This is a genomic window from Pigmentiphaga daeguensis, assembly GCF_039523035.1.
GTDB lineage: Bacteria > Pseudomonadota > Gammaproteobacteria > Burkholderiales > Burkholderiaceae_B > Pigmentiphaga > Pigmentiphaga daeguensis.
Genome location: NZ_BAAAEN010000038.1, coordinates 13,682 through 36,900 on the forward strand (window position 1 = coordinate 13,682; position 23,219 = coordinate 36,900).

Here is a 23,219-nt window from a genome sequence, read left to right on the forward strand (position 1 = left end):
CGCGCACTTAAAACTGACCCAGGCTGCGCGTTGAACTTTGACCCACCCGGTGTACGGGGCTGAGGGTATCAGTTGGTGGTCTGGGTGGTGGCCTCCTTTGCCCTGATTCTGGCTTTGGTCTTGTTGGCGGCGGTGCTGTTGCGCAGCCGCCAGGAGTCGTTGCCGGTCTCCAGGATGTGGCAGTGGTGGGTGATGCGATCCAGCAGCGCGGTGGTCATCTTGGCGTCGCCGAACACCTGACCCCATTCGGAGAAGGCCAAGTTGGTGGTGATGGCGAGGCTGGTGCGCTCGTAGAGCTTGCTGATCAGGTGGAACAGCAGCGCGCCGCCTGAGGGGGTGAACGGCAGGTAGCCCAGTTCATCGAGGATGACCAGGTCGGCATAGGTCAGGCGCAGGGCGATCTGCCCGGCCTTGCCCTGGGCCTGTTCCTTCTCCAGCGCATTGACCAGTTCGATGGTGGAGAAGAAGCGCACGCGCAGGCGATGCTGGCGCACGGCCTGGATGCCGATGGCGGTGGCCAGGTGGGTCTTGCCGGTGCCCGGTCCACCGACAAGGACGACGTTCTCGGGGGTGTGGATGAAGTCACCCTGGTGGAGTCGTTCGACCAGTGCGCGATCAACGGGACTGGCCGCGAAGTCGAACCCGAGCAGGTCACGATGGACGGGGAAACGTGCGGCCTTCATCTGGTTGGCCTGGGCACGAACCTGCCGTTCGGCGGACTCGGCCTGCAGCAGTTCGGCCATCCAGTGTTCGGGCTCCATGGTGTGCAGGCGCATCTTGGCCAGCAGTTCGGGCCACTGGCTGGCCATGCCGTGCAGCTTGAGCTGCTGCATGCGCAGCGGCAGGTCAGGCGTCGACATGATCTGCCTCCCGCAGGGCGTCGTAGCGGGCCGGATCGGACACCGGCGGATGACGCAGCGTCACTCGCGAGGCGACCGTCTCGATCGTGCGGTCCGGATGCTGCAATCGCCCCAGCACGTTGAGCACGTGGTCGGCGCGCACCAGGCCGGACTCGAGTGCCAGTTCCACCGCCACCAGTACCGCTTCGAGCCCGTGCACGGGTACGGCGGCCAGCACCTGGGCCATGGCGCGGTCGCCGTGAGGCTGGCGCAGCAACACCTGCTGCAGCTTGCGCAGCGGATCGGGCATGGACAGGAACGGCGCGCCGTCACGCAGTGCCCCCGGCTTGCGCTGGACCAGGGCGATGTAGTGCTGCCAGTCGTAGTGGACCCGATCACGCTCGAAGCTGCGCCGGTGGCGGGCGACCTCGGCCTCGCCGACCACCACGGCCAGTTCGAAGGGATACACGCGCAGGCTGGCGACGGCGTGGGCGTGTTCGCACGGCACGCTGTAGCGGTTGCGCTGGAAGCTGACCAGCGCGGTCGAACTGACCCGCACCGGCCGCTCGATGTAGCCGTCGAAGGGCGCGGGCATCGGCATCAGGTGGGGCTGTTCGTCCTCCAGAGCTTCGGCCACGGTGATGTCGGAGGCATCCGGATGCGCCTGCATCGGCCAAGCGGCGCGGCACTCGCTGGCGAGCCAGGCGTTGAGGGTGTCCAGATCTGGCCAGTGGCGGGCCCCGGCCTCGATCCAGATCTGTCGGCGCCGGTCCTGCACGTTCTTCTCGACCCGCCCCTTCTCCCAACCCGCGGCGCGGTTGCAGAACTCCGCGGCGAACAGGTAGTGGCTGGTCATGGCGTGGAAGCGGGCGTTGACCCGCCGTTCCCGGTGCTGGCCGATCCCGTCCACCGCCGTCTTCATGTTGTCGTAGATGCCGCGGCGCGGCACGCCACCGAAGGCGGTAAACGCCTGGGTATGAGCATCGAACAGCATCTCGTGGCTCTGGGTGGGATAGGCCACCAACCAGAAGGCGCGGCTGCAGGCCAGCTTCACGTGGGCGAGATCCAGCGGCATCTTGGCGTGGCTGCCGACGAAGGCGTACTCGCGGCTCCAGTCGAACTGGAAGGCTTCACCCGGAGGAAAGTGCAACGGCACGAAGGCCGGGCGGCGGCTGGCGCCGCCGGCCGCCTTCCACTGGCGGATGAAGGCCGTCACCCGGGTGTAGGTGCCCGGATAGCCGATCGCCTGCAACTGCGAGAACAGCACCTTGGCGGTGCGTTGTTCCCGCCGGGGACGATGGCTGTCGGCACGCAGCCACGTCTCCAACTGGGACCGGTAGGGATCGAGCCGGGAGGGCGAGGCTCGCCTGGGATAGACCGGCTCGGACTGGCCGCTGCGCAGCCATCGCCGGATGGTATTGCGGGATAGGCCCGTGCGCTTGGCGATCTCGCGCAGCGGCAGGCCATCGCGGAAATGCATCCGCCGGATCTTGGCCAACATGACCATGGTGATCACTCCTGAAATCCCCCGAGCAAAAGATGCTCAGGATGTGGGCTTCAGGTGGGTCAGTTTTACCCGCGCATCACCGCCGAAAGTGGGTCAGTTCTGGATGCGCGCCAACAGCGTCAGGCACTTTCGAGCATTGCCGCATCATTTAGCAACCGTTGAATGCGCTGGCGAGTCTCCTCTGGAATACCTTGCACAGACGAGTCAGGTCCGGGCCTGTTTGGCTGCTGCTGGGTGCCCGCGATGACCCGCACGACCATGCCCAAATTTCCTGGTGTCACGATGTCGATGGCTGCGCGATCACCCAGGTCCGGATGTGGGCGGGTCAGCATCCGGTACAGGTCCCACGGATCCGCATGCGGGCACTGGTTCATGAGCACCTGTGCCAGCTTGTGCTTGAGGGGTACCAGCTGCCAGTCGGGCACGCGTTGCCCGCGGTTGCCCAAGCTGATGGACAGCAGCTTGCCCGCCTTCAGCTCGCGGTTGATCTGGTCCTTGGACTTCCCGGCCAACTTGCCGAACAGCGGGACCGGCAGACTGCTCGGCGATTCGTAGATGACCAGCATTTCCTCGCGCTCGCGCTGGATGACAGACACCTCCGGCTCTGGCGCATGCGTCGGGGGCGGTGGTACCTGCGACAGTCGCTGGAATGTGATTCCCCCGTCGTTTGGCGTCACGACGATGGGTTCGGCCACCACAGGCGGAACGGATGCCGCAGAAGCAGCAGCGACGATGGTGTTGGGCTTGTCCTCCTCTGCCATGGCCGGCACGCCCTCGATATGGATCGTGAGGTGCGCGCTGGCCGCTTCCACTTGGCCCTGTTCGAGCAGATCGAGACGATCCGCCCAGTCCTGCATCATCCGGCGGCGCGGCTCAACATACTTGGCGTGGTTGTAGGCCGAACTCACCTTGTTCGGGTCCGAGTGCGAAAGCTGCGCGTCCACCCAAATCTTGGGATAGCCGATCTCGTTGAGCGCCGTCGAGATGGTTCCGCGGATGCCGTGACCGGTCAGTTGATCCTCGTAGCCCATTCGTTTCAAGGCCGCGTTGAGGGTGTTCTCGCTGATGCGCTTCTTGAGTTCGCTGCGGTGCGTGAGCAGATGGACCTGGGCCGGCCTCATCACACCCAACAGGTAGCGCACGATCTCGATGGCCTGCACGGACAACGGCACGATGTAGGGCGGAACGTCCTGCGGGCGCTTGCCGGCCTTGCGCATCTCGTCTTGGAGTTGCTTGACGATCTGCGGCGGGATGATCCACAGGCCACGGTCGAGATCGAACTGGTCCGGGGTCGCCAGCCGCAGCTCGCCGGTACGCACGCCGGTCAGGAACAGCAGCCGGATGCCGAGTTGGGTCTGCCAACCACGAGGGTTGTAGAGCCTGAGCTTGTGCAGGAACTCGGGAAGCTCCGGAAGATGCAGGTAGGGGTTGTGGTTCACCGGGGGCTTGGGCTCGGCCACCACGTCCAGGTCGGAGGCCGGATTGGCTTCCAGCCCCTCCACGATGACGAGGGCATAGCGGAACAACTGCCCCAGCCAGGTGCGGACCTTCTCGGCAGTGGTGAACGCCTTGCGCTCCTCGATCCTCGCCAGGACGCCCAGGAGTTGGGGCCGGCGAATGTCGTAGATCGACATCTGCTTGAGGCTAGGCAGCACGTCCTTGTTGAAGATCCGCAGGATTTGCGACAGCGTGCTGTTCCTGCCCTCCTTGATTTCCTTGCGGCGATGCTCGACCCACGCATCGAAGACGGCCTTGAAGGTGTAGTCGGCCGCAAGCTTGACCGCGTGTCGCTTCTGTTTCCGATCGGTATGGGGGTTGACGCCCTTTGCCAGAAGCGCCCGGGCTTCGTCGCGCAAGGTGCGCGCTTCGCGCAAACCGATCTCGGGGTAGTTCCCCAGGGAGATGCGCTTTTGCTTGCCGAGCCAGTAATAGCGCAAATGCCACGACTTGCCGCCGGTGCGGGCGACCACCAGGCCGAGGCCATCGGTGTCGGGGATGCTGTAGGTTTTCTCGGCGGCCTTGGCTTGCCGCACGGTCAGATCAGAGAGTGTCATCATCAAGCTCCTAAGTCTTGGACTTAGGCCCGATGCTGCTTGTCATCCCGATCCAACCCCAGCAACAACCCGGAACCGGCACGACCCGCATTCTTTGGCCTTGTTTTTGGCCTCAAAAATGGTGGCTGTCAGTGGACTTCCGTGGCTTTCGCTGGAATGAAAAAAGGAGCCGAAGCTCCTCTTTTCAATGACTTACAGACGTCAGTGGAAGTCTGTAGATCATAAATTGGAGCGGGAAACGAGTCTCGAACTCGCGACCTCAACCTTGGCAAGGTTGCGCTCTACCAACTGAGCTATTCCCGCATTTTCGCCGCGTTCGCGCCGCCCAAAAACCGGCGCGCATAGCGAAGAAGCGAGACTATACACTATTTTTTTCTTCGTTGTCACACGGCGTCGGCGCCCCCCCCCCCTTCAGATCGCCGCCAGCAGCGTCTCCCTGGCTGCCGCGAGCCGTTCGTCGTCAAGGAATGCCGTCGCCTGCAGCGGCAGGAAATGCAGAGAGGTCAAGCCTATGCAACCGAGCGCGGCCCGCAGGTAGGGAGTAAGAAAATCCGGCTGGTTGGCGCCCTCGCCCGTGAACACGCCCCCGGAGGCAATGCCGATGAATACGGGCCGGTCTCGCAACAGGCCCGCCTTTCCCGTGCGCGAGGACGAAAACGTACGGCCGATGCGCAGGATCTGGTCGATCCACGCCTTGAGCACCGATGGCACCGTGAAGTTGTTCATCGGCGTGCCGATGACCAGGATGTCGGCCGCCTCCACTTCCTGGATCAGTTGCTCCGACAGGCGCATCGCGCCATTCGCCAGCCCCGCCGCCATGGCCCCGGGGGACGACAGCGCGGTCGCGTAGCCGGGCTCGGCGTGCGGCAGTGGCTCCATGCCCAGATCGCGGCGCACCACGATCGCATCGGGATGCTTGGCGCGCATGCGAGCGACGATGGCGGCCGAGAGCCGGCGGCTGTGCGACGCGGATCTCGGGCTGCAATCGACATGCAGTATTTTTTTCATGGTCCGCCCTGCCGCCCTCTATTGCCGCATGCCGATCGCCAACCGGTTGAATGCGCTCATCAGGGCGATGGCAAAGCAAAGGTCGGCGATCTCGGCGTCGCTGAAGTGCTGCTTGAGCGGCTCGTAGTCTTCGTCCGGGGCATGTGTCCGGTCCACGTGCGTGAGCGACTCCGTCCAGGCCAGCACCGCGCGTTCGCGCTCGGTGAAATGGCCGCTCACGCGCCAGCCGGCCAGGGCATCCAGCCTGGCCTCGGGCATGCCGCCGGCGCGCAGTGCTTTCGCGTGCATTTCCAGGCAGAAGGCGCAGCCGTTGATCTGGGACATGCGCAGCCAGACCAGGTCGATCAACGGTTTGCCGAGGCTGCTTTTCTCCAGCGCCTTCTTGGTGGCAATCAGCCCCTGGTAGGCTTCGGGAGAAAGCGTCCAATAGGACAGGCGAAGAGTGCTCATGGAAGATCTCCAATAGGGAAAAAGGAAGAAGGACGGCGCGGCGTCCGCCCTGGCGCGACCTATAGCGGCTGGCAGAAGTGCATGCCCTTGGACAGGAGCCCATGGCGGAAATAGAACCGCTGCCCCAGCGCGTTGCCCAGCCCCGTGTCGAGCACGAAATGCGCGCACGCCTGTCGCCGCGCTTCGTCGCGCACGGCCTCGATCAATTGGCCTCCCACGCCGTGGCGCCGGGCATCCGCCGTCACCACCAGGTCGTCGACATAGAGGAAACGGCCATAGATCAGGTTCTCCTGCATGCGATAGCCCGCCAGCCCCTTGACCTCGCCGCCCTGCCACGCGGCTAGCAGGCGATATCCCTGCTCGCCCTGGCGCCGCGCCTGCGCGGCGAAGGCGGCGGCATCGGCCAGGTGCGGACGCAGTTCGCGCATGACGGGAAAACCGGCCTGGTAGTCCTGGTCGCTTTCCAGGAGGCTCAATCGAAACGTGCTCATGGGGATGTCCTTGTCGTACAGCCACCAATTTAGGAGAATCATGTCCTATGGAATAGGTGCAAGAATTGAATAAATGAGTGGGACATCGAACATGGACCTGCTGCACCTCAAGCCGAGCCGGGAACAGGGTGCGCCGATCTACCTCCAGTTGTACCGGCGCTACCAGGAGGCGATAGCAAGCGGCAGGCTGCAACCAGGGGACCGGGTACCGTCGGTGCGCAGCCTCGCCAGCGAGCTGGGCCTGGCGCGCGGCACGGTCGAAGTGGCCTACCAGATGCTGGTCGGCGAAGGCTATTTCGTGGCGCGCGGCGCCGCCGGCACGGTCGTCTCCCCGCGGCTGGGAAACCTGGTCGATCCGGGCCGGGCCAAGGCGTCGGCGCCGTCACACGCTCCCTCCCCCCGTCCGCGCGCCCTGGACCATCGCATGCTGCCGTTCCAGCTCGGCGTGCCTGCGCTGGATGCGTTTCCCCGCAAGACCTGGACGCGCCTGGCCGGGCGCACCGTGCGCACCCTGGAAACCGTGGCGATGACCCATCCCGACCCGGCAGGCTACGACCCGCTACGCCGCGCCATTGCCACTTATCTGGGCATTTCGCGCGGCATCGCCTGTGCGCCCGAGCAGGTATTCGTGACGGCGGGCTACCGGGGCGCGCTGGAACTGGTGCGTCGCACCCTGCTGCAGGCGGGAGACCTGGGCTGGTACGAGGACCCCGGATATATCTTCGCCCGGCAATTCCTGGAACGCGCGGGCATGCGGCTGGCGCCGGTGCCCGTCGACGAAGAAGGACTGGACGTGCGCATCGGCCTGCAACGCGCCGCCGATGCGCGGTTCGCGGTAGTGACGCCCACCCACCAAAGCCCGACCGGCGTGGCGCTTTCGCTGCCCCGCCGGCTGGAACTGCTCGAATGGGCCCATCGCCGTCGCGCGTGGATCATCGAGGACGACTACGACAGCGAATTCCGCTACCACGGCCGGCCCCTGCCGGCGCTCAAGAGCCTGGACCGCAACGGGCGGGTGCTTTATACCGGCACCTTCAGCAAAGTGCTGTTCCCCGGACTGCGGCTGGCCTATCTGGTCGTGCCCGCGTCCCAGGCAGACAAGTTCAGGGACATGGTGGACCACCTGCCCGACCCGGGTTCGGTCCTGCCCCAGGCCATGGTGGCCGATTTCATGGAACAGGGCCACTTCGCCCGGCACCTGCGCAAGATGCGCCCCCTGTACGCGGCCAGGCGCGGCTATCTGGCCGATGCGCTGGCGGAGCTGGCGGGAGGCCGCCTGCACGTCCAGCAGCAGGCGGGCGGCATCCATATACTGGCTCGTCTGCTCCCCCGGCAAAGCGACAGGAAGCTGGCCATGGCCGCCCAGGACGAGGGGCTTGCCGTCCAGGCGCTGAACGATTGGCGGATGCGCAAGTCCCCGCAAGGGGGCTTGTTGATGGGGTTCGCCAATTTCGCCACGGCCGGGGAGGCCGCGGCGGCGGTCGGGCGGCTGGCGGCGATACTCGAGAACCCGGGCCGCACCTAGGGCCACCAAGGGTTGCCCGCGTCCTACGGCAACCGGATGCCGCTGCCTCTTATCGTCACCACCTCTCCGAACTCCCTACCCTGCTCGACGTTGGCTTGCACGTCCGGCCACGACCTCTGCGCGCTGGTGATCGCCGCGGCGGCTTTCGGATCCAGCTCGGTCGGCCGCGGCGAGGCGGGCCGGATATCGGCCGACAGCCGTGGCGTTGGCTGAATCAGCGTGTAATTCGAGGCATCCGCGCCGCCCAGTCCGAAGCTGCCCTGCAGCGTCACCGGCTTGCCGGCGCCCGGCTCGGCATCGGCGAACGAGGCCGTCACTCCACGCCCGTCCAGCGCCACGTCGTCGCCCGCCACCACCCCCGACAAGGTTGCGCCCGTCCACGTGGCCGTGGTGGTGCCGTCGTAGGTCTTGTCGTCGGCCGCCATGCCCGCAACGGCCAGCGCCTTGGGCGTTATCGTGTAATCGCCCCCCACGAAACTTATGTCATAGCCCTGCTGGCCGGAATACAGGCCGGACACGCCCAACGTGCGGTTGCCCGCGTTCTTGCCGTCCAGCGCATAGACCGCCGTGCCATCCAGGACCGCCGAGTCGATCGACTGGGTATAGGACCAGCTGGCCGATGTATTGCCATCGTAGACCTTGCTGCCGCCATCGGCCACGGCAACCGTGATCGACGTCAGGAAGGCTCGCAGCAAAGGCGTGGTGCTGCCCTCGTAAATGCGCCAGGCCGTGTCCTCGCCGCACCGGTCGGAAATATTCCAGCCGGCCTCGGTGAACGTGGAGAGCTGCCGAAGTTCGTCCAGCCGCTTGCCTGTCGCGCCCTCGGGATTGCCCCCTCCCGGTCCGTTGTTGATCGGGTTGCCGCCGGCATCGGTGGTGGCGTAGAAGCTGCGGACGATCGTGCCGTCGTTCATGCCCACCAAACCGCCGCGGGCGCCGGTGCCCGTTACCTGGCCCGTCGCATAGGTCTCGGCGATCGCTCCGTTCGAGTTGCGGCCCACCAGGCCGCCGGTGTTGTCGCCGCCCGTCACGGTGCTTGCCGTATAGGCGTTGGCGATCGTGCCGTTCAAGTTATGGCCGACCAGCCCGCCCGTATCGTCGCCGCCCGCCACCGCCCCGGTCGCATAGACGTTGGCGATGGCGCCCTGATTGACGCCTGCCAAGGCGCCGGTATGGCGGCCGCCCGCCACGATGGCATCGGCCAGGCCCAGGTTGCGCACGGCGCTGCCGCTGCCCAGATGGCCGAACAGGCCGACGTAGTCAGCCGTCCGATCGATCCGCAGGCCGCTGATGACGTGGCCCCGCCCGTCGAAAGTGCCGGTGAAGGCCGCGGCGGGGCCTTCGCCGCCATGGGCGCCGATCGGATTGAACCCCTGGCTGCTCCACATGCCCGATGCGCGCGAGCCGTCGGCCACGGACATATCGATGTCGCCGGCCAGCGTGTAACGGGCCGACAAATCCAGGTCCACCAACTGCAACTGGTGGGCGTTGCCGATGGTGGTGGCGTATTCGAACATCAGGAAGGGACGGGTCGAGCCCTCCGCCATGTACCAGTCGTTGCCGAAGCGGAAGGTCCCGTAGCTGGCCTGGCTGAAGGCATCCGCCGTGCGCAGGCCGACGGGTCCGGTACCGACCGAGGAGCCGGAGCAACCGGCTCCGCCGCAACCCTGCGCCTGGCCGGTGGTGTCCATGTCCCAATAACCGCCGATGACGGTCAGGTAGTTGGTGTCTCCGCTCAGGCCGCCGGTGACCCCGCCTGTCACCCACGCCGCGTACGTTGCCGGTGGAATAGGCATGGGATACCAGGCCGCCACTGGAGTACCCCACCAGGGCGCCCGTATTGTTGCGACCATACGTCGAGCCGCCCCTCAGGCCCACGTTGCGGACGATGCTGTCCCTGATGATGTAGCCGAACAAACCCACGTTGTCGGTAGCGGGACGATTGATGGTCAGTCCGTCGATCGTGTGGCCCAGCCCATCGAAAACGCCACTGAAACCGAGGCTGCCGTCATTGGTTCCAATAGGAGAGAAGCCGGAGAAACCGCCGCTGCCGTCCGGGTTCCAGCCCGCCGTGGCGCTGGCGTCGATGTCGCGGCCCAGCGCGTAGTGGCCGTCCAGGCCGCCGCCGATGCCCTGCAACTGGGACAGGCTGGCGACGATGGTGTAGGGCGTGCCCTTGATGCTCAGGCTGTTGCCGGTGCCGGTGAAATCCACCCGGCCGAGGCCCGGCATGACGTTCACCGTGCCCGCGGCGACGGCCGTATCGGAACCATTGGCGGTAGCCGGATTCAGCGCCAGACCGGCGGTGCCGCCGGCGGTCATCGTCGCGTTGATGTTGATGCTATTGGCAGCGGTCAGCGTCAGGGTATTGGCGCTCCACGCGACCGTGTCGTTGACGTTGAGGTTGCCGGTGCCGGCAGCGGCTCCGGTACTGGATTCGATCGTGACATTGCCGTTGCCCAGTTGGGTGCCCAGCGCGACTCCCGTCATGTCGCCGCCGCTGGCGGCGATGGTGAAATCCACCGGATCGATCAGCCAGGTGCCGTTCCGGCCGCTGGCCGCCTTGGTCGTGATGCGGGCATCGTCGGCGATACCCACCCGCGCCGCGCTGGTTTCGATGAAGCCGCCATCGCCCCCGGCCGATGCGCTGGCGTCGAGCGTGCCGGCCACCTCGATGCGATCCTTTTCCATGCCGCCCAGCAGCACGATCCGGCCGTCTTCCCCCGTGGACAGGGTGCGCGCTTCGGTCACGCCCGTGTGGTTGATGACCGTGGACGTCAGCGCGCCGGCCGAGGCCGCCGTCATGTACACCCGCCCGCCGTCCGCGCGGATCGCGCCTCCCTGCTCGATCAGCGCGTCGATCGCCCCTTCGTCCACCTTGATCTTGACCGGCCCGCCCAGGTCCAGCGTGACCTTGTCTCCCGCGCCCAGCAGCACGTTGCCCTTGCCGGCCTCGATGCGGCCCCGGTTGGCCACGCGCGCCGCCACCAGCGCCACCGTGCCGCCGTCAGCGGCGCGGATCGTGCCCTCGTTGACGACGCCGGCGCCGCTGCGGCCTTGCAGGACGTATTTGCCGTCCTGCTCGGCGATGGCGTGCGTGGTGGCGATCAACCCGCCCACGTCCACCTGGGCGGTGGGGCTGAACACGATGCCATTGGGGTTGGACAGGAAGACCTGCCCATTGGCCTTGAGCGCCCCCTGGATCGAACTGACGTCGCTGCCCGTGACCCGGTTGACGGCCACCGAGCTCGCGTCCGGCTGCACGAACCGGACCGAATTGCCGCTGCCGATGGAGAAGCTCGTCCAGTCCATCCCCAGCCTGGCGCTGGACTGGGTGATGGTCATGTCCGGGCCGCTTTGGTGGATGACGCCGGCCCCCGAGGTGACCTGCCCGCCCGTGGGTAGCGGGCCCGCCGCCCACGACGGCGCGGCCCCTGCCAGCAAGCCGCCCCCGAGGAATCCCGCCATCAGGCTTGCCTCGGCCAGCCGCCGCAACCGCTGCCCGCCGCGCTTGCCGTGCGACTTCTGGATCTCCGGTACCGCCACCCAGACACCCCTGGCCTCGCTCCATGCCAGGCGATACGTATGGTTCAGGCTTGCGCGTTTCATAGGTCTCTCTCAAAAGCGATAAACCAGGCTGGCCCATGCCAGCGGCCGCGCGTCACGCGTATCGGATCGCGGCTTGCCCCCGTGCGTGCGCCAGGCCAGGCTCACGTCCACCGTCCACGCCTTCTGCACGGTCGCCCGCAAGCCGAAGCCCGCGCCCGACAACGTCCGGGTGTTCTCGCCCGGCGCCCAAGGATCCTGGTTGACCTTGACCCGGCCTATGTCGAAGAAACCGTAGGGCGTGACGTTGCCGATCGGATAGCGCAGCTCGGTCTGCAGCAGCCAGCCCGAATCGCCGTAGCCTTCGCCGAGCGGATACGCCCGCACCCCGCCCTGCCCCCCCCAGCCCGAAGCTTTCTGACGAATGCAGGTTCTTGTTCGCCCACTGCGCCATGAAACGCGCGTACAGGTTGAGGTTCGCCGGCAATTGCTGCAGCCGCGCCACGTCCAGGTTCAACTTGTGGAAATGGCCGTTGCTGCGCGCCGTTGCCTGGTCCACCGCCATCAGGGTCGGCCCCAGGTGCAGCTTGCCCGGCGTCCAGCTCAACTGCCCATAGGTCAGCCCGCCCAGGCCGGCCAGCAGGCTGTCGCGCGCGTCGAAGCGCAGGCTGAACGGCAAGCTGTCGCTGGAGGCCTTGGTACGGCTGTCGGCGGCCTCGATGTCGTCCCTGAGGGTCTTGTGCTAATAGAGCAGTCCGGCGGTCACCCCGCCCCAGGCCGCCCGCCACAGCGGATATGACAGCCCCACCGCGGCGATGTCGGCTCTCCCGGTGGCATTGAGCGACGAGAACTCCTTGCCCAGCTCGTAGCGGGTGTGGGCGAAACGCGCTTCTGCCCGCAAGCCGCTGGTGCCCAGCGGGGCCTCATAGCCAAGCGCACCCAGCCACATGGTTTCGGTGGTGAGCAAGGCGTCCAGGGTGGCGCGGTCGCCGAAGGTGAACAGGCTGTTGCCCCACAGGCCCAGGCCGGCGCGCCCGGCGCCGGTGTAGCGGTTGCCGTAGTTGTCGACACTGGCCTGGCCGCCCCATTTCCGGGCCATGGCCACGCCGACGTCGAGATCGCCTTCGCCCACGGCCGAGCCCGGCCCCATGACCGGATCGACCGCGACGCCGGGCAGGTCGGACAGCAGGTAGATGCTGCGCTCGAGTTCGCGGCCGCCGATGACCTGGCCGGGCCGCAAGGCCGACAGCCACGGCTGGGCCTGGCCGGCCAGTTCACCCGAGGCCGCGACCCGGCCATAACGCCCTTCCAGCACCTGGATGCGCAAGACGCCGCCCTCCAGCTCCTGGGCCGGAACGAGGGCGCGGGCGAACGGATAGCCGGCACGACGGTAATGATCGGTGATGCGATCCGCCAGGGCCTTCAGGCCGGCCAGATCGTAGCGGCGGCCCGGCGCATCGGCCACCAGCGCCTGGAGTTGCGCGGACGGGATTACGGAATTGCCATCGATGATGATGGAGCTGACGGCAACCTGCGGTCCGCCAGGCGCGGTGGGCTGGACCACGGGCGCATCGAGTCTGAATGCGGGAGGAGTGCCCGGCTGCGGCAGGCGTGGCCGCAGCTCTTGCAAGGTCCGGCCCGCATCGGGCGCCTGCTGGGCTTGGACGGACGCGGCCGGCATGACGGCGGCAAGGCAGGCCGCCAGCGGCAGCGCGGCGGCAATGATGAGATGGCGAGGGATGATGTGCATTGCTTCCGGGAAGCTCCGTGAGGTCCACGCGTGACCACCTCCGGGCTCGGAAACAACGGATTTGTGTCCCAGGGGGTTATAGCCATCGGATGATGGTAACCCTTATTTGCAGATGATCTCAAACTCCTTCAAAGCAGCATGAAGGGATTTCCGCAGTGTGGCTGGGAATGAAAAAAGGGGCGAAAAGCCCCTTTTCAACGATTTGCAGGCGTCGACGAGCCTGCAAATCAAAATCTGGAGCGGGAAACGAGACATGCACTAGGCGCGTAAGTCGTTGTTTCCCGAACACTTTCTTCGCCGAGGTGGCCAGCGAAGACCTCAATTGTAGCCTTATTTTTCGTCCTCGACAACAAATAGCATCCAGAGATCGCCACTGACGTCCAAGCACCACTACCCGGCACATCAGAACAGCGCTTGCCACATCGTCGCTCGCGGCCGACTCGAACTCGTCGCCCACGCACCGTTCTCCGCTCCCCCCCCACCGCAACGCCTAGCTAGCCACGCCTCTGGTCCCTGCGCACAGCCGCCCCGGAGCGGAACGCATTGCTCGCGCGTGACGCTGGCAGAGCGCATACGCCGGCCGCGGTGCGTCGGCGCGATTCTTTATCGGTATATCAGGATGCAGAAACAAGCACCACAGGCGCGGATTCGCCGCGTCCGGTCGGACGCTGGACGGCAATTGCCATCCCTCTCGCATGTCGTGAAACCGCTGGCATATCAGGTCATACCCAGGCGGTGTTGCGGAAGCCGCTACTTCTTACGACGCTGATAGCGTGAGCGTCGCTGTCGAGCCTGCTTCCGTTTGCTCGACCTTCTAGCGATCGATGGAATTTTTGCACATCGAGCACACGACGGCTACCAGTAGCGCGAGTTGGTGAGAAGTACTCAAGCCCCATGACGAAGCGAGCCTCGGGCCCCGCTTCCTGCACAGGCAATAGACCGACCATGAGGTAGGCGGCAAGGGAGCCGCCGGTGTAGTTCTTCTCCTGGAAGGAGACCGAGCATGCACGAGAACAAGAATGATGCACAAACATCAAAGGTGTTCTATCACCCGATCGAAGCGTCCATCCGCTGGGCCGGACTGCTGCGATACGAACAGGTGATCCTGGCTTCGGCTTCGTCGCCAAGGAATCTGCCGCAGTCGCTGGACTGCCCACGCTGGGGCGAACTGCGGCTGTACACGGAACGCATCTATGATGGCATCCTCAATGGGGAACTGCCCTTCGGGCGGGACGGTATCACGACACGCGATACCACACTGATCGACTCCCCTCATCTGACGGTTCGTCACGTCGATCTGAAGCGCTGGATGCACCAGCATTACCCCGAACAACGGCCCGGTTTCCTCTTCTCCCGCATTGAGCGCATCGCCCATCCCTTCATCACGCTGGAAATCGGGCAAGCCATGCTCGTTGAGCGGCTCGCCATGAAGTCCGCGCTGGACCAGTCAAAGCGCCGAATCCGCGACCTGCAGGAAAAGCACGAAGCGCTGCTCAAGCAGTCCGCAGTGATTCCCGCCTGCGCACAGTGTCCGATCAGCGATCGGGCCGAGGCCACCTACCTGAACATCATCGGAGGCATGCTGGAGCTGATGCTCGGCCAATCACCATCGGGCAAGTCTTACTCCAGCTTCAAGACGCAGGAGGCCGTTGTCAGCGCATTGGTCGCCCATCACAGCGGCGTCATGGGAATCGCCGAGCGGACATTGAACGGCAAGTTCGCGACGGCTAGGCGCCGGCTGCATAGCGCAACCCTCTGAGGCTTTCCAGCTTGTATGTGCAGTCGCGGAGATTGCATTTGCAATGTCATTCCGCAGCCGTGTCTATTGAATAGAGGTCACGCCAACAAACGCCACTGAGCGTTCAGGAGTGACCGCCATGTCGCAAACACCTGTTCTGCCGCCCAACGAGCGCCGCATCCTGCGCCTGGAAGAAGTCGAAGCGAAGTCCGGCTTCAAGCGCGCCCACCTCTACAACCTGATGCGCGCCGGCAAGTTCCCCAGGGCGCTGCGCCTGGGCGTGCGCGCCGTCGGCTGGGATTCCATCGAGATCGATGCGTGGATCGCTGAGCGCGTCAACAGCCGGGCCTGACCCGTTCTCCCACGGACTTTCCATCCTCACACGGAGAACGCCATGCAGGTCGTATCCATTGTCTCGACCAAGGGGGGCGTCGGTAAAACGACCACGGCCGCCAACCTGGGCGGGCTCGCCGCCGACGCAGGGCTGCGCGTACTGCTGCTCGATCTCGACGTGCAGCCCACCTTGTCCTCGTACTACGAGCTGGACCACCGCGCGCCTGGCGGCATCTATGAGCTGCTGGCCTTCAACGAGCGCGACCTTGGCCAGCTCGTGTCCCGCACGATCGTCACGGGCCTGGACCTGGTGCTGTCCAACGACCATCGGGGCGAGTTGAACACCTTGCTGCTGCACGCGCCGGATGGGCGCCTACGGCTACGGCACCTGCTGCCGGCACTGGCTCCCCTCTACGACCTGGTGCTGATCGACACCCAGGGCGCACGATCGGTGACGCTGGAGATGGCGGTGCTCGCCTCCGATCTCGCGCTGTCGCCCGTGACCCCGGAAATCCTCGCGGCGCGCGAACTGCGGCGCGGCACCATGCAGTTACTGGAAGACATCGCGCCGTACCGGCACCTCGGCATCGAGCCACCACCGCTGCACCTGCTCATCAACCGCGTCCACCCGGTGTCGGCAAACGCCCGGCTGATACAGCAGGCCCTGCGCGACCTGTTTCAGGACCACACCGGCATCCGCGTGCTGGCCACCGACGTGCCGGCCATCGAGGCGTATCCCCGCGCCGCAACGCGCGGCCTGCCGGTGCATCGAGTCGAGTACCGCCAGCCACCGGGCAGAGTCGCCCCCGCCGCGCTCGACACCATGCGCGGCCTCGCTGGCGAACTGCTCCCGCAATGGCAGCACCGATTTGCCACGGTGTCCGGCCGCCCGCCATTCCCTCTTGATACCGGGAGGCCCCATGGCGAACGCACATGAACTGGCCCGAGGCCACAAGCGGCTGCGCGCCCTGATCGAGTTCGCCGTCGGCGAGGGCTGGCACGTCAAGCGCACACCGGGCGGGCACCTCAAATTCACCAAGGCAGGCTGCGCCGCGATCTACACCAGTTCGACGGCCAGCGATCACCGGGCAGCGCTCAATGCCCGGGCGCAGATCCGCCGCGCCGAGCGCGAGGCCCGGTTCGCTGCGCAAGGAGGCCACCATGGCTGAGATGACCTCCCAGCAGATGGCCGGCAAGCTGCTCGCGGCGGGGTTCGAGCGCAGCGGCCCGTCCACCTCGGCCTTGAGCGACCCGATTGCCGACACGCCCATGGTCGTGACCCTGGACCAGTTGCGCCCCTACGACCACGACCCCAGGAAGAAGCGCAACCCAGCCTACGAGGACATCAAGGCGTCCATCCGCGAACGCGGCCTGGACGCGGCGCCGGCCATCACCCGGCGCCCGGGCGAGGACCACTACATCATCCGCAACGGCGGCAACACGCGCCTGGCGATCCTGCGCGAACTGTGGTCGGAGACCAAGGACGAGCGGTTCTTCCGCATATCGTGTCTGTTCCGCCCGTGGCCCAGCCGCGGCGAAGTCGTGATGCTGACCGGCCACCTGGCCGAGAACGAATTGCGCGGGGGCCTGACGTTCATCGAGCGCGCCCTCGGCGTCGAGAAGGCGCGCGAGTTCTACGAACAGGAAAGCGGCGCCGCCCCGAGCCAGTCCGAGCTGGCCCGCCGCCTCGCTGCCGACGGCTTCCCGGTCCAGCAGTCGCACATCAGCCGCATGAACGACGCGGTGCGCTACCTGCTGCCGGCGATCCCGACCGTGCTCTACGGCGGCCTCGGCCGCCACCAAGTCGAACGCCTGTCGGTCATGCGCAAAGCCTGCATGCTCGCCTGGGAGCGCTACGCCAAAGGACGCACGCTGGTACAGGACTTCGACGACTTCTTTCAGGAAGTGCTGTCGCAGTTCGACACGCAGGCCGACGAGTTCGCCCCCCAGCGTGTGCAGGACGAGCTGATCGGCCAGATGTCCGAACTGCTCGGCATCGACTACGACGTACTGGCGCTCGACCTCACCGAATCCGAAAGCCGCCATCGCGCCCTGGTCAGCGATCCGACCCCGCCATCGGCACCGCCCGCGCTGCCTGAGCCTGGCGCCTTGGCACGCCCGCCCACCGCACCAACCCCATCGACCCCGACGCCGGCGGCCACGCCTGGGTCGCGCGAGCGCGAGGGCGGCTCGGGGACGGACGGCTCGCCCGCAGGAAGCCCCGTGGCTGCTCCTGGTGATCTGCTGCAGGGACACATCGTTTCGCCGGCACCGACGACGGAGCGGCTGCAATCCATTCAGCGGATGGTCGCCGACGAGCTGGGGGATGCGCTGCCCGATTTCTCGGCCAACGTCTTGCAGTCCATTCCCGTCCAGGCGGGCGGTCTCTACCCGATTTCCGACGTCTGGCACATCGACGCGGGCCTGGACACCCCAGACCGCCTGCGCATCCACATCGCGCAGTTCGCACGCGAGATCGCGGGCGAGGCAGGCCTCGATCAGTGCATCGAGGAACGCGCGGACGGTGTTGGCTTCGCATGCCATGCCAGCGCGCAGTCCCCATCACCGCAGGGCCGCGCCGTGCTGGCATTGCTGGCGAGCCTGGCAGGTCAGAGCTTCACCGATGCCGATCTGGACGGCGGGCAGCTTGCCGCCGAGCTGCCGGCGCTGCTGCACGGCCAAGGCGATGCGACCCGCCGCTTGAGCGACACCGCGCTGGTCAAGCTGTTCCGATTGCTGCGCCTGGCCCGGCGCCTGCTGGACCTGGAGTCCGGTGCCGCAGGCCCTGGGGCATGAAGGAAGGAGACCCGCATGTCCGCCCCGCACCCGCTCAATCAGGCCGTCATCGCCCAGGCGCTCTACGACCTGCGCAACGGCCAACTGCGCCGCTGCAAGGCGATGGGCTTCAGCGAGGCCGAACTGGATGCGCTCAAGCATCCCGCCATGGTGAGCGTGCTGGCCAACGCCAATGTCTCGTGGTGTTCCGTGTCCGTGAACCGCGAGGTGCTCCGGCGTCTGCTCTCGCAGGCGCAGGACGTGGAGAAGGAAATCGCGACCGTCGATCGCATGTTGCGCCTGGGCGCCAGCACGGAGATGGTCAGCCGCTTCTATGGCCTGACCCATCAGGAAGTCGCCCTGCGCCGTGAGGTGCTGGGCCTGCCCAAGCGCAAGGGGCGTCACCCTGTCCTGGACGAGAAGCAGGACGTCGAACTGTGGCGGCGCTGGAAAGCCATCACCAGCAGCAGGAATGTGGACTTGGAGGACGAGACTTCGATTCTCGACGCCGCCATGGACCTCGCCGAAGGCATGGATTTGCCGCTGTCGGTGGTCTGGGCCGCGATCAAGTCGTGGGTCGATCAGGGATTGGGTTGAGCCATGGCCGTGGACGACACCGCACCACGTCATGGCCCCGTCGCACTCGCTGACCTGTTCGACGCGGCGCTGAAAGACCTTGCGCCCAGGCCCAGCCCGCTCACGCCCACGCGCATGCCAATACCTGCGCCGTCACCTGCGACACCGACCGCGTCCGGCGATGCGTTCCTATTCAGCGGCAACCGGCATGAGACCGTACCGCGGCGGCTGTTCCTCGACCGCCGCCTGACGCCGCTGGAGCGCAACGCCTGGCAGGTGTTCCGGCTGATGCTCAACGACGACGGCGTGACCGCATTCCCCACCTATGAGCAGTTGCGGCCCTGGCTGGCGTCGATGCCCTGCGCCGGGCAGGCCTCGCACGAAACCGTGGCGCGAGCCCTGACGCTGCTGCGGCTGACCCGATGGCTGAGCCTGGTGCGGCGACGGCGCGACGCCAAGACCGGCCGCATCCTCGGCAACCTCTATGTCCTGCACGACGAGCCGCTGACCCCCTTTGAAGCGATGCAGCTCGACCCGGACTACCTGCAGCTCGTCAGCCAGGCGCTCGGCCACTCGGCCAAAGCCGTGCAGATCGTGGGCCTGCACACCCTCAAGGAAATCGGAGAAGACCCGATGCTGGCTGGGCGCACCCTACCGTCGCGGTTGCAAGTCCTGGCAGAACGTCTCGCCAGCCAGGGCGTCGGGGCGCACGAAAGTTATCCACAAGATGATGTCACTCACGAATCCGAAGAAGGGGCGACGAGCCTTCTTCGGAATCCTGACGACCCCACTTCGGATTCCGAAGCAGGGTCGAAACCCGCGCCAGACACCTCTCTTCGGAATCCGAAGCAGGCCCGTACAGTACGTAGTAGTCGTATTAATGAAGTACGTACTACCGCGCAGGCACAGGCGCAGGCGCGCGCGCTGGGCGACCTGCAATGGCCCAAACGCTTCGCGGAACTGAAGGCAGAGCAGCAGACAGGTGCGCGGGTGGCATTGCAGCAGGTCGATGCCGCGCTCAGGCAGGCCGTGCTGGACGAATGGGCCGCACGATGCAGCAGCCACGGCATCCGCAATCCTGCGGGGTATCTGTTTGGCATCATCCAGCGGGCCATCCATGGCGAGTTCAACGCCTGGGCCAAGAAAGACGCGCCATCGGCACACGCTCCGCCGAATGAGCGGCCACCACCCACACCGCCACCATCCCAGCCGCAGGGAAAGCCGGTGCCGCCAGAAGTCGCCAGGCAGCACATCGAGCGGCTGCGCAACCTGCTCGCCAGCAAGTGAGTGGGCCTGCAAGGCGGTGAAGTGGATGCCAGTGGCTTCCAGTAGAGCTATCCCCAGGGGATAGTTCCACTGACGGCTACACGTCGAACCGCAGCACGCCAGGCCCCGATCGCCTGCGGCGGGATCGGCCCTGTCCGCGCTTGATCCGGGCGCGCAGCGTTCATTGGCGCTCCATGGAACTATCCCCTGGGGATAGTTCCACTGACAGCTACGACGTCGAGCCGCTGCACGCCAGGCCTCGATCGCCTGCCGCGGAATCGGCCTTGTCCACGCTGATCCAGGTGTTCAGCGTTCCTTGGCGCTCCATAGAGCTATCCCCTGGGGATAGCTCGCACCGCATGCACCCGCCGCGCCGTGAACCGGGGACTGGCGGGTTTCGGTTTGTTGACTGACTGCCTTCCGCCACCTGCCGAAGCTGTCCGCTCTTTTCCAACAACGAGCGAACACCATGGCAACCACCAACGAACCCCTGCAACTGAATCTCGGCTCCTTGCGCAGCGCCATGTCGCTGACGCTGCACACGCACCACGCCTCGCGCATCTGGCACGGCCGCGCCGCCGCCGAGGGGCGACCGGGCATCGTCGGCCTGAACGGCTACATCGCCCAGATGAACAAGATGCGGCGCGGCTCGGAGCAGGACGACCCGTACAGCGACTTCTGGATGCTGCGCATCGAGGACAAGCTCGACCAGACGAAGACCACGCTGCAATCGCTGCGCGAGCAGGTGGACCAGGCCCTGGCGAGCGTGCCGCCGGCACTGACCCTGGGAGAAAACCTCAACGTGCAGCCCGTCAAGCTGCCGCTGTTCGTCAATGCGCAGTTGGGCTTTGCTGCCGTGTATCTGCTGGCCGATTACGACGACATCGCCCGCAAGCTGATCCTCGCTCACCACACCGCGCTGATCGATCGCTCGACGCTCGAACGCTGGCTCAACGAAGGCGCACATGCACTGCGCAGCCTGTTCTCGCTGGCCCAGCAGTACCGCTACTCGGGCTGCACCCGCGACGACTTCGCCGCGAAGAATGCCGCAGCGCGGGCAGCGCTGGAGAAATACGGCGAACTGCCGCAGGACGTGCTGGAAGGCACGCGCCGCTCGAAGTTCGCGCCGCCGATCGTGCGCCGTGGCCTGCAGCAGCGCGGTGACGGTCCTGCCCCAGCCGCATCGCCCAGCGACGAGGCCACCACCACCGAGACACCCGAGGCCACCGCGGGCGAGGACGCGCAGGCATGAGCGACCCGAACCGCGAAACCCGCTACTTCCGCCCGTTGCAACAGACCGCCTTCATGCGGCTGGAACACGCAGGCTCTCAAAAAGGCCTTTTAAAGCCTTTTAAAGGTAAAGGGGACTTGGAGGCCTGGGCCAGCCAGTGCTTCGCCATGCGCGACGAGTTGATTGGCTTGGCGCAGCGACAGGTGCTGCCACAGGCGGTCGGGCATCCCTTCCACCTGCTGCCCATCGAGTTGGCCCAGCAGACCACTGGCGCAGGCACGGCGTTTCTGCGCTGGCGCAAGCACGACAGGTCAGCCATGGGCGTCGCCCTGTGGCAGGAGCTGATGGCGAGCACCAGCACGCCGGTCAACCTGCTGGCCGACCTGCACGCGATCGAGCTTCAGCGCATCACGCTGAACATGCAGATCAGCCTGTTGCACACCTTGGGCAGGCAGGCCCAGGAGTGCGCCAGCAAGGCCGCCGAGGCGGAAGACGCCTACCTGCGCCGGCTCAAGTCCACGCCACCCGCCATGCGTGATCGGTGATCGCGCCAGGCATCCCAGCACGCGCCCGCCGCCGACCAGGTGCGGGTATTTCAACCACCACGGAGACTGCAACATGAGCACGCATTTTTCTGGCGAGGGCAACATCGGTTCGCCCCCCGAGTACCGGGAGTTCCCCAACGGCAACGACGAGCCGCGGCGCTTGCTGCGGCTGAACGTGTATTTCGACAACCCCGTCCCCACCAAGGGCGGCGACTTCGAGGATCGCGGCGGCTTCTGGGCGCCGGTGGAAATCTGGCACCGCGACGCCGCGCACTGGAAGGACCTCTACCAGAAGGGCATGCGCGTGCTGGTCGTCGGCCGGATGGAGCGCGAACCTTGGACGGACAACGAGGATCAGCCTCGCGAGACCTGGCAGATCAACGCGCGCAGCGTCGGCATCCTGCCGTTCCGCATCGAGTCCGTGACCCTCAGCCCCAGGCAGCAGGAGACCGCGCAGGACGCACAGCCGAAACTTCCGGCCACCCAGGAACCGACCGCGCCGAAGGAGCCGAAGCGCAGGAAGTGACCCGGCATGGGGCGGCGGCAGTCGTTCGTCGCCCCATGCCCTCGCGAGCTATCCCCAGGGGATAGCTCCATCAACGTCCACCGGCTTCCACGCGCGCCCGAAAACCGCGGCTCCCGAACCGCACACCCCCGGCCGCACGCCACTCCCGTCCCCGCCATCCCATCCCGTGAAAGTGGTCGCCACCGCATGCGGCTTGTTTGCTGCTGCCCCTGGTGGTGCTCGGCATCCTCGATTCCAGCAACTCAATGAACCACGGAAATCGGATGGACGGACATGCGGCTGTTCTTGTGCGAGAAGCCCTCCCAGGGCAAAGACATTGGCCGGATTCTCGGCGCGACGCAGCGCGGTGAAGGCTGTCTCAGCGGCTCCGGCGTCATGGTCACTTGGTGCATCGGACATCTCGTGGAAGCGGCATCCCCCGAGGTCTATGACGCGGCGCTCAAGCGCTGGTCGCTGGAGCAGTTGCCCATCATTCCCCAGCAGTGGCAGGTCGAGGTCAAACCGAAGACCGCTACGCAATTCAAGGTCGTCAAGGCGCTTGTGGCGAAGGCGACCCACCTGGTCATCGCCACCGATGCCGACCGCGAGGGCGAACTGATCGCCCGCGAAATCATCGATCTGTGCGGCTACCGCGGCCCCATCGAGCGGTTATGGCTGTCGGCGCTCAACGATGCGTCGATCCGCACCGCGCTCGGCAAGCTGCGGCCGTCTTCCGACACGCTGCCGATGTACTACTCGGCACTGGCGCGCTCGCGCGCCGACTGGCTCGTGGGCATGAACCTCAGCCGGTTGTTCACCGTGCTGGGCCGGCAGGCAGGCTACGACGGCGTGCTGTCGGTCGGGCGCGTGCAGACGCCGACCCTCAAACTCGTCGTGGACCGCGACCGCGAGATCGTGGCTTTCAAGTCGGTGCCGTTCTGGGCCATCGACGTGTCCCTGTCCGCAGGTGGACAGGCTTTCAACGCGCAGTGGGTTCCGCCCGATGGCTGCACCGACGACGCCGGTCGCTGCCTGCAGCAGCCCATCGCCCAGCAGGCCGCGCAGCAGATCCGCGCCGCG

General features: G+C 66.2%; 23 protein-coding genes and 1 tRNA gene. 12 read left to right on the forward strand and 12 right to left on the reverse strand.

Annotated features, from left to right (window positions below):
• Nucleotides 1-68: 68 nt before the first annotated feature.
• The 7 genes from istB to ABD104_RS28155 form a co-directional block, all read right to left on the reverse strand.
• Nucleotides 69-860, reverse strand: coding sequence for an IS21-like element ISPa36 family helper ATPase IstB (istB, locus tag ABD104_RS28125; RefSeq protein WP_003097544.1), 792 nt, complete (start codon nucleotides 858-860; stop codon nucleotides 69-71).
• The gene (gene istA, locus ABD104_RS28130; protein ID WP_003097546.1) at nucleotides 847-2,346 is read right to left on the reverse strand and encodes an IS21-like element ISPa36 family transposase; all 1,500 of its coding nucleotides are present in this window, start codon (nucleotides 2,344-2,346) and stop codon (nucleotides 847-849) included. The genes istB and istA overlap by 14 nt, the downstream gene beginning before the upstream one ends.
• Before the next feature lie 119 nt (nucleotides 2,347-2,465).
• The gene (locus ABD104_RS28135) at nucleotides 2,466-4,400 is read right to left on the reverse strand and encodes a tyrosine-type recombinase/integrase (RefSeq protein ID WP_003097548.1); all 1,935 of its coding nucleotides are present in this window, start codon (nucleotides 4,398-4,400) and stop codon (nucleotides 2,466-2,468) included.
• Between the two features lie 227 nt (nucleotides 4,401-4,627).
• Nucleotides 4,628-4,703, reverse strand: a tRNA-Gly gene (locus ABD104_RS28140).
• Nucleotides 4,704-4,811: 108 nt separating this feature from the next.
• Nucleotides 4,812-5,408 carry an FMN-dependent NADH-azoreductase gene (locus ABD104_RS28145; RefSeq protein WP_087836939.1) on the reverse strand — a complete coding sequence of 199 codons (597 nt, stop codon included), beginning with the start codon at nucleotides 5,406-5,408 and terminating at the stop codon, nucleotides 4,812-4,814.
• Between the two features lie 18 nt (nucleotides 5,409-5,426).
• Nucleotides 5,427-5,858, reverse strand: a complete 432-nt coding sequence (locus ABD104_RS28150; protein WP_087836938.1) for a carboxymuconolactone decarboxylase family protein — start codon at nucleotides 5,856-5,858, stop codon at nucleotides 5,427-5,429.
• Nucleotides 5,859-5,917: 59 nt separating this feature from the next.
• Complete coding sequence (locus ABD104_RS28155) at nucleotides 5,918-6,349, reverse strand: GNAT family N-acetyltransferase (RefSeq protein WP_087836937.1); 432 nt, start codon at nucleotides 6,347-6,349, stop codon at nucleotides 5,918-5,920.
• Between the two features lie 91 nt (nucleotides 6,350-6,440).
• Here ABD104_RS28155 and pdxR point away from each other — a divergent pair, with 91 nt between their 5' ends.
• The gene (pdxR, locus tag ABD104_RS28160) at nucleotides 6,441-7,874 is read left to right on the forward strand and encodes a MocR-like pyridoxine biosynthesis transcription factor PdxR (RefSeq protein ID WP_087836936.1); all 1,434 of its coding nucleotides are present in this window, start codon (nucleotides 6,441-6,443) and stop codon (nucleotides 7,872-7,874) included.
• Between the two features lie 23 nt (nucleotides 7,875-7,897).
• Here the strand turns inward: pdxR and ABD104_RS28165 are convergent, their stop codons facing one another.
• The 5 genes from ABD104_RS28165 to ABD104_RS28185 form a co-directional block, all read right to left on the reverse strand.
• The gene (locus ABD104_RS28165) at nucleotides 7,898-8,788 is read right to left on the reverse strand and encodes a YDG domain-containing protein (protein ID WP_343928687.1); all 891 of its coding nucleotides are present in this window, start codon (nucleotides 8,786-8,788) and stop codon (nucleotides 7,898-7,900) included.
• Between the two features lie 346 nt (nucleotides 8,789-9,134).
• Nucleotides 9,135-11,483: a two-partner secretion domain-containing protein gene (locus tag ABD104_RS28170; RefSeq protein ID WP_343928673.1), complete on the reverse strand. Its 2,349-nt coding sequence runs from the start codon at nucleotides 11,481-11,483 to the stop codon at nucleotides 9,135-9,137.
• 9 nt (nucleotides 11,484-11,492) lie between these two features.
• Nucleotides 11,493-11,807 carry a ShlB/FhaC/HecB family hemolysin secretion/activation protein gene (locus ABD104_RS28175; RefSeq protein ID WP_343928674.1) on the reverse strand — a complete coding sequence of 105 codons (315 nt, stop codon included), beginning with the start codon at nucleotides 11,805-11,807 and terminating at the stop codon, nucleotides 11,493-11,495.
• 355 nt (nucleotides 11,808-12,162) lie between these two features.
• Complete coding sequence (locus ABD104_RS28180) at nucleotides 12,163-13,170, reverse strand: ShlB/FhaC/HecB family hemolysin secretion/activation protein (protein ID WP_343928675.1); 1,008 nt, start codon at nucleotides 13,168-13,170, stop codon at nucleotides 12,163-12,165.
• 118 nt (nucleotides 13,171-13,288) lie between these two features.
• A complete protein-coding gene (locus ABD104_RS28185; protein WP_343928676.1) occupies nucleotides 13,289-13,627 on the reverse strand; it encodes a hypothetical protein in 339 nt (112 codons plus the stop codon).
• 546 nt (nucleotides 13,628-14,173) lie between these two features.
• On the opposite strand from ABD104_RS28185, the gene ABD104_RS28190 reads away from it, so the two are divergent.
• From ABD104_RS28190 to ABD104_RS28240, 11 genes are all read left to right on the forward strand, one after another.
• Nucleotides 14,174-14,929, forward strand: a complete 756-nt coding sequence (locus tag ABD104_RS28190; protein WP_343928677.1) for a hypothetical protein — start codon at nucleotides 14,174-14,176, stop codon at nucleotides 14,927-14,929.
• 118 nt (nucleotides 14,930-15,047) lie between these two features.
• The gene (locus ABD104_RS28195) at nucleotides 15,048-15,260 is read left to right on the forward strand and encodes an AlpA family transcriptional regulator (protein ID WP_343928678.1); all 213 of its coding nucleotides are present in this window, start codon (nucleotides 15,048-15,050) and stop codon (nucleotides 15,258-15,260) included.
• A gap of 42 nt (nucleotides 15,261-15,302) precedes the next feature.
• Entirely contained in the window at nucleotides 15,303-16,178 is an 876-nt protein-coding gene (locus ABD104_RS28200; protein WP_343928679.1) for a ParA family protein, read from the forward strand.
• On the forward strand, nucleotides 16,162-16,410 hold the full coding sequence (locus ABD104_RS28205; protein WP_343928680.1) for a type II toxin-antitoxin system HicA family toxin: 249 nt from the start codon (nucleotides 16,162-16,164) through the stop codon (nucleotides 16,408-16,410). The genes ABD104_RS28200 and ABD104_RS28205 overlap by 17 nt, the downstream gene beginning before the upstream one ends.
• Nucleotides 16,403-18,037 (forward strand): ParB family protein, encoded by a 1,635-nt coding sequence (locus tag ABD104_RS28210; RefSeq protein WP_343928681.1) that lies wholly within the window; start codon nucleotides 16,403-16,405, stop codon nucleotides 18,035-18,037. Before ABD104_RS28205 ends, ABD104_RS28210 begins: the two co-directional genes overlap by 8 nt.
• Before the next feature lie 15 nt (nucleotides 18,038-18,052).
• Nucleotides 18,053-18,613: a DUF2857 domain-containing protein gene (locus ABD104_RS28215; RefSeq protein ID WP_021205172.1), complete on the forward strand. Its 561-nt coding sequence runs from the start codon at nucleotides 18,053-18,055 to the stop codon at nucleotides 18,611-18,613.
• Between the two features lie 3 nt (nucleotides 18,614-18,616).
• Nucleotides 18,617-19,879 carry an STY4528 family pathogenicity island replication protein gene (locus ABD104_RS28220; protein WP_343928682.1) on the forward strand — a complete coding sequence of 421 codons (1,263 nt, stop codon included), beginning with the start codon at nucleotides 18,617-18,619 and terminating at the stop codon, nucleotides 19,877-19,879.
• Between the two features lie 448 nt (nucleotides 19,880-20,327).
• Complete coding sequence (locus tag ABD104_RS28225) at nucleotides 20,328-21,110, forward strand: PFL_4669 family integrating conjugative element protein (RefSeq protein WP_343928683.1); 783 nt, start codon at nucleotides 20,328-20,330, stop codon at nucleotides 21,108-21,110.
• Entirely contained in the window at nucleotides 21,107-21,634 is a 528-nt protein-coding gene (locus ABD104_RS28230; protein ID WP_343928684.1) for a DUF3158 family protein, read from the forward strand. The genes ABD104_RS28225 and ABD104_RS28230 overlap by 4 nt, the downstream gene beginning before the upstream one ends.
• 73 nt (nucleotides 21,635-21,707) lie before the next feature.
• On the forward strand, nucleotides 21,708-22,160 hold the full coding sequence (locus tag ABD104_RS28235; protein WP_343928685.1) for a single-stranded DNA-binding protein: 453 nt from the start codon (nucleotides 21,708-21,710) through the stop codon (nucleotides 22,158-22,160).
• Between the two features lie 273 nt (nucleotides 22,161-22,433).
• Nucleotides 22,434-23,219: DNA topoisomerase (locus ABD104_RS28240; RefSeq protein ID WP_343928686.1), on the forward strand; the 786-nt coding region annotated here is incomplete at its 3' end.

Coding starts and splice junctions, on each gene's coding strand:
- ABD104_RS28165 (WP_343928687.1), bottom strand. CDS start 8,788: ATGAACGACGGCACGATCGTCCGCAGCTTCTACGCCACCACCGATGCC.
- ABD104_RS28235 (WP_343928685.1), top strand. CDS start 21,708: ATGAGCACGCATTTTTCTGGCGAGGGCAACATCGGTTCGCCCCCCGAG.
- istB (WP_003097544.1), bottom strand. CDS start 860: ATGTCGACGCCTGACCTGCCGCTGCGCATGCAGCAGCTCAAGCTGCAC.
- ABD104_RS28135 (WP_003097548.1), bottom strand. CDS start 4,400: ATGACACTCTCTGATCTGACCGTGCGGCAAGCCAAGGCCGCCGAGAAA.
- ABD104_RS28220 (WP_343928682.1), top strand. CDS start 18,617: ATGGCCGTGGACGACACCGCACCACGTCATGGCCCCGTCGCACTCGCT.
- ABD104_RS28215 (WP_021205172.1), top strand. CDS start 18,053: ATGTCCGCCCCGCACCCGCTCAATCAGGCCGTCATCGCCCAGGCGCTC.
- ABD104_RS28200 (WP_343928679.1), top strand. CDS start 15,303: ATGCAGGTCGTATCCATTGTCTCGACCAAGGGGGGCGTCGGTAAAACG.
- ABD104_RS28230 (WP_343928684.1), top strand. CDS start 21,107: ATGAGCGACCCGAACCGCGAAACCCGCTACTTCCGCCCGTTGCAACAG.
- ABD104_RS28150 (WP_087836938.1), bottom strand. CDS start 5,858: ATGAGCACTCTTCGCCTGTCCTATTGGACGCTTTCTCCCGAAGCCTAC.
- ABD104_RS28195 (WP_343928678.1), top strand. CDS start 15,048: ATGTCGCAAACACCTGTTCTGCCGCCCAACGAGCGCCGCATCCTGCGC.
- ABD104_RS28190 (WP_343928677.1), top strand. CDS start 14,174: ATGCACGAGAACAAGAATGATGCACAAACATCAAAGGTGTTCTATCAC.
- ABD104_RS28145 (WP_087836939.1), bottom strand. CDS start 5,408: ATGAAAAAAATACTGCATGTCGATTGCAGCCCGAGATCCGCGTCGCAC.
- ABD104_RS28205 (WP_343928680.1), top strand. CDS start 16,162: ATGGCGAACGCACATGAACTGGCCCGAGGCCACAAGCGGCTGCGCGCC.
- ABD104_RS28170 (WP_343928673.1), bottom strand. CDS start 11,483: ATGAAACGCGCAAGCCTGAACCATACGTATCGCCTGGCATGGAGCGAG.
- pdxR (WP_087836936.1), top strand. CDS start 6,441: ATGGACCTGCTGCACCTCAAGCCGAGCCGGGAACAGGGTGCGCCGATC.
- ABD104_RS28155 (WP_087836937.1), bottom strand. CDS start 6,349: ATGAGCACGTTTCGATTGAGCCTCCTGGAAAGCGACCAGGACTACCAG.
- ABD104_RS28225 (WP_343928683.1), top strand. CDS start 20,328: ATGGCAACCACCAACGAACCCCTGCAACTGAATCTCGGCTCCTTGCGC.
- ABD104_RS28210 (WP_343928681.1), top strand. CDS start 16,403: ATGGCTGAGATGACCTCCCAGCAGATGGCCGGCAAGCTGCTCGCGGCG.
- istA (WP_003097546.1), bottom strand. CDS start 2,346: ATGGTCATGTTGGCCAAGATCCGGCGGATGCATTTCCGCGATGGCCTG.
- ABD104_RS28180 (WP_343928675.1), bottom strand. CDS start 13,170: ATGCACATCATCCCTCGCCATCTCATCATTGCCGCCGCGCTGCCGCTG.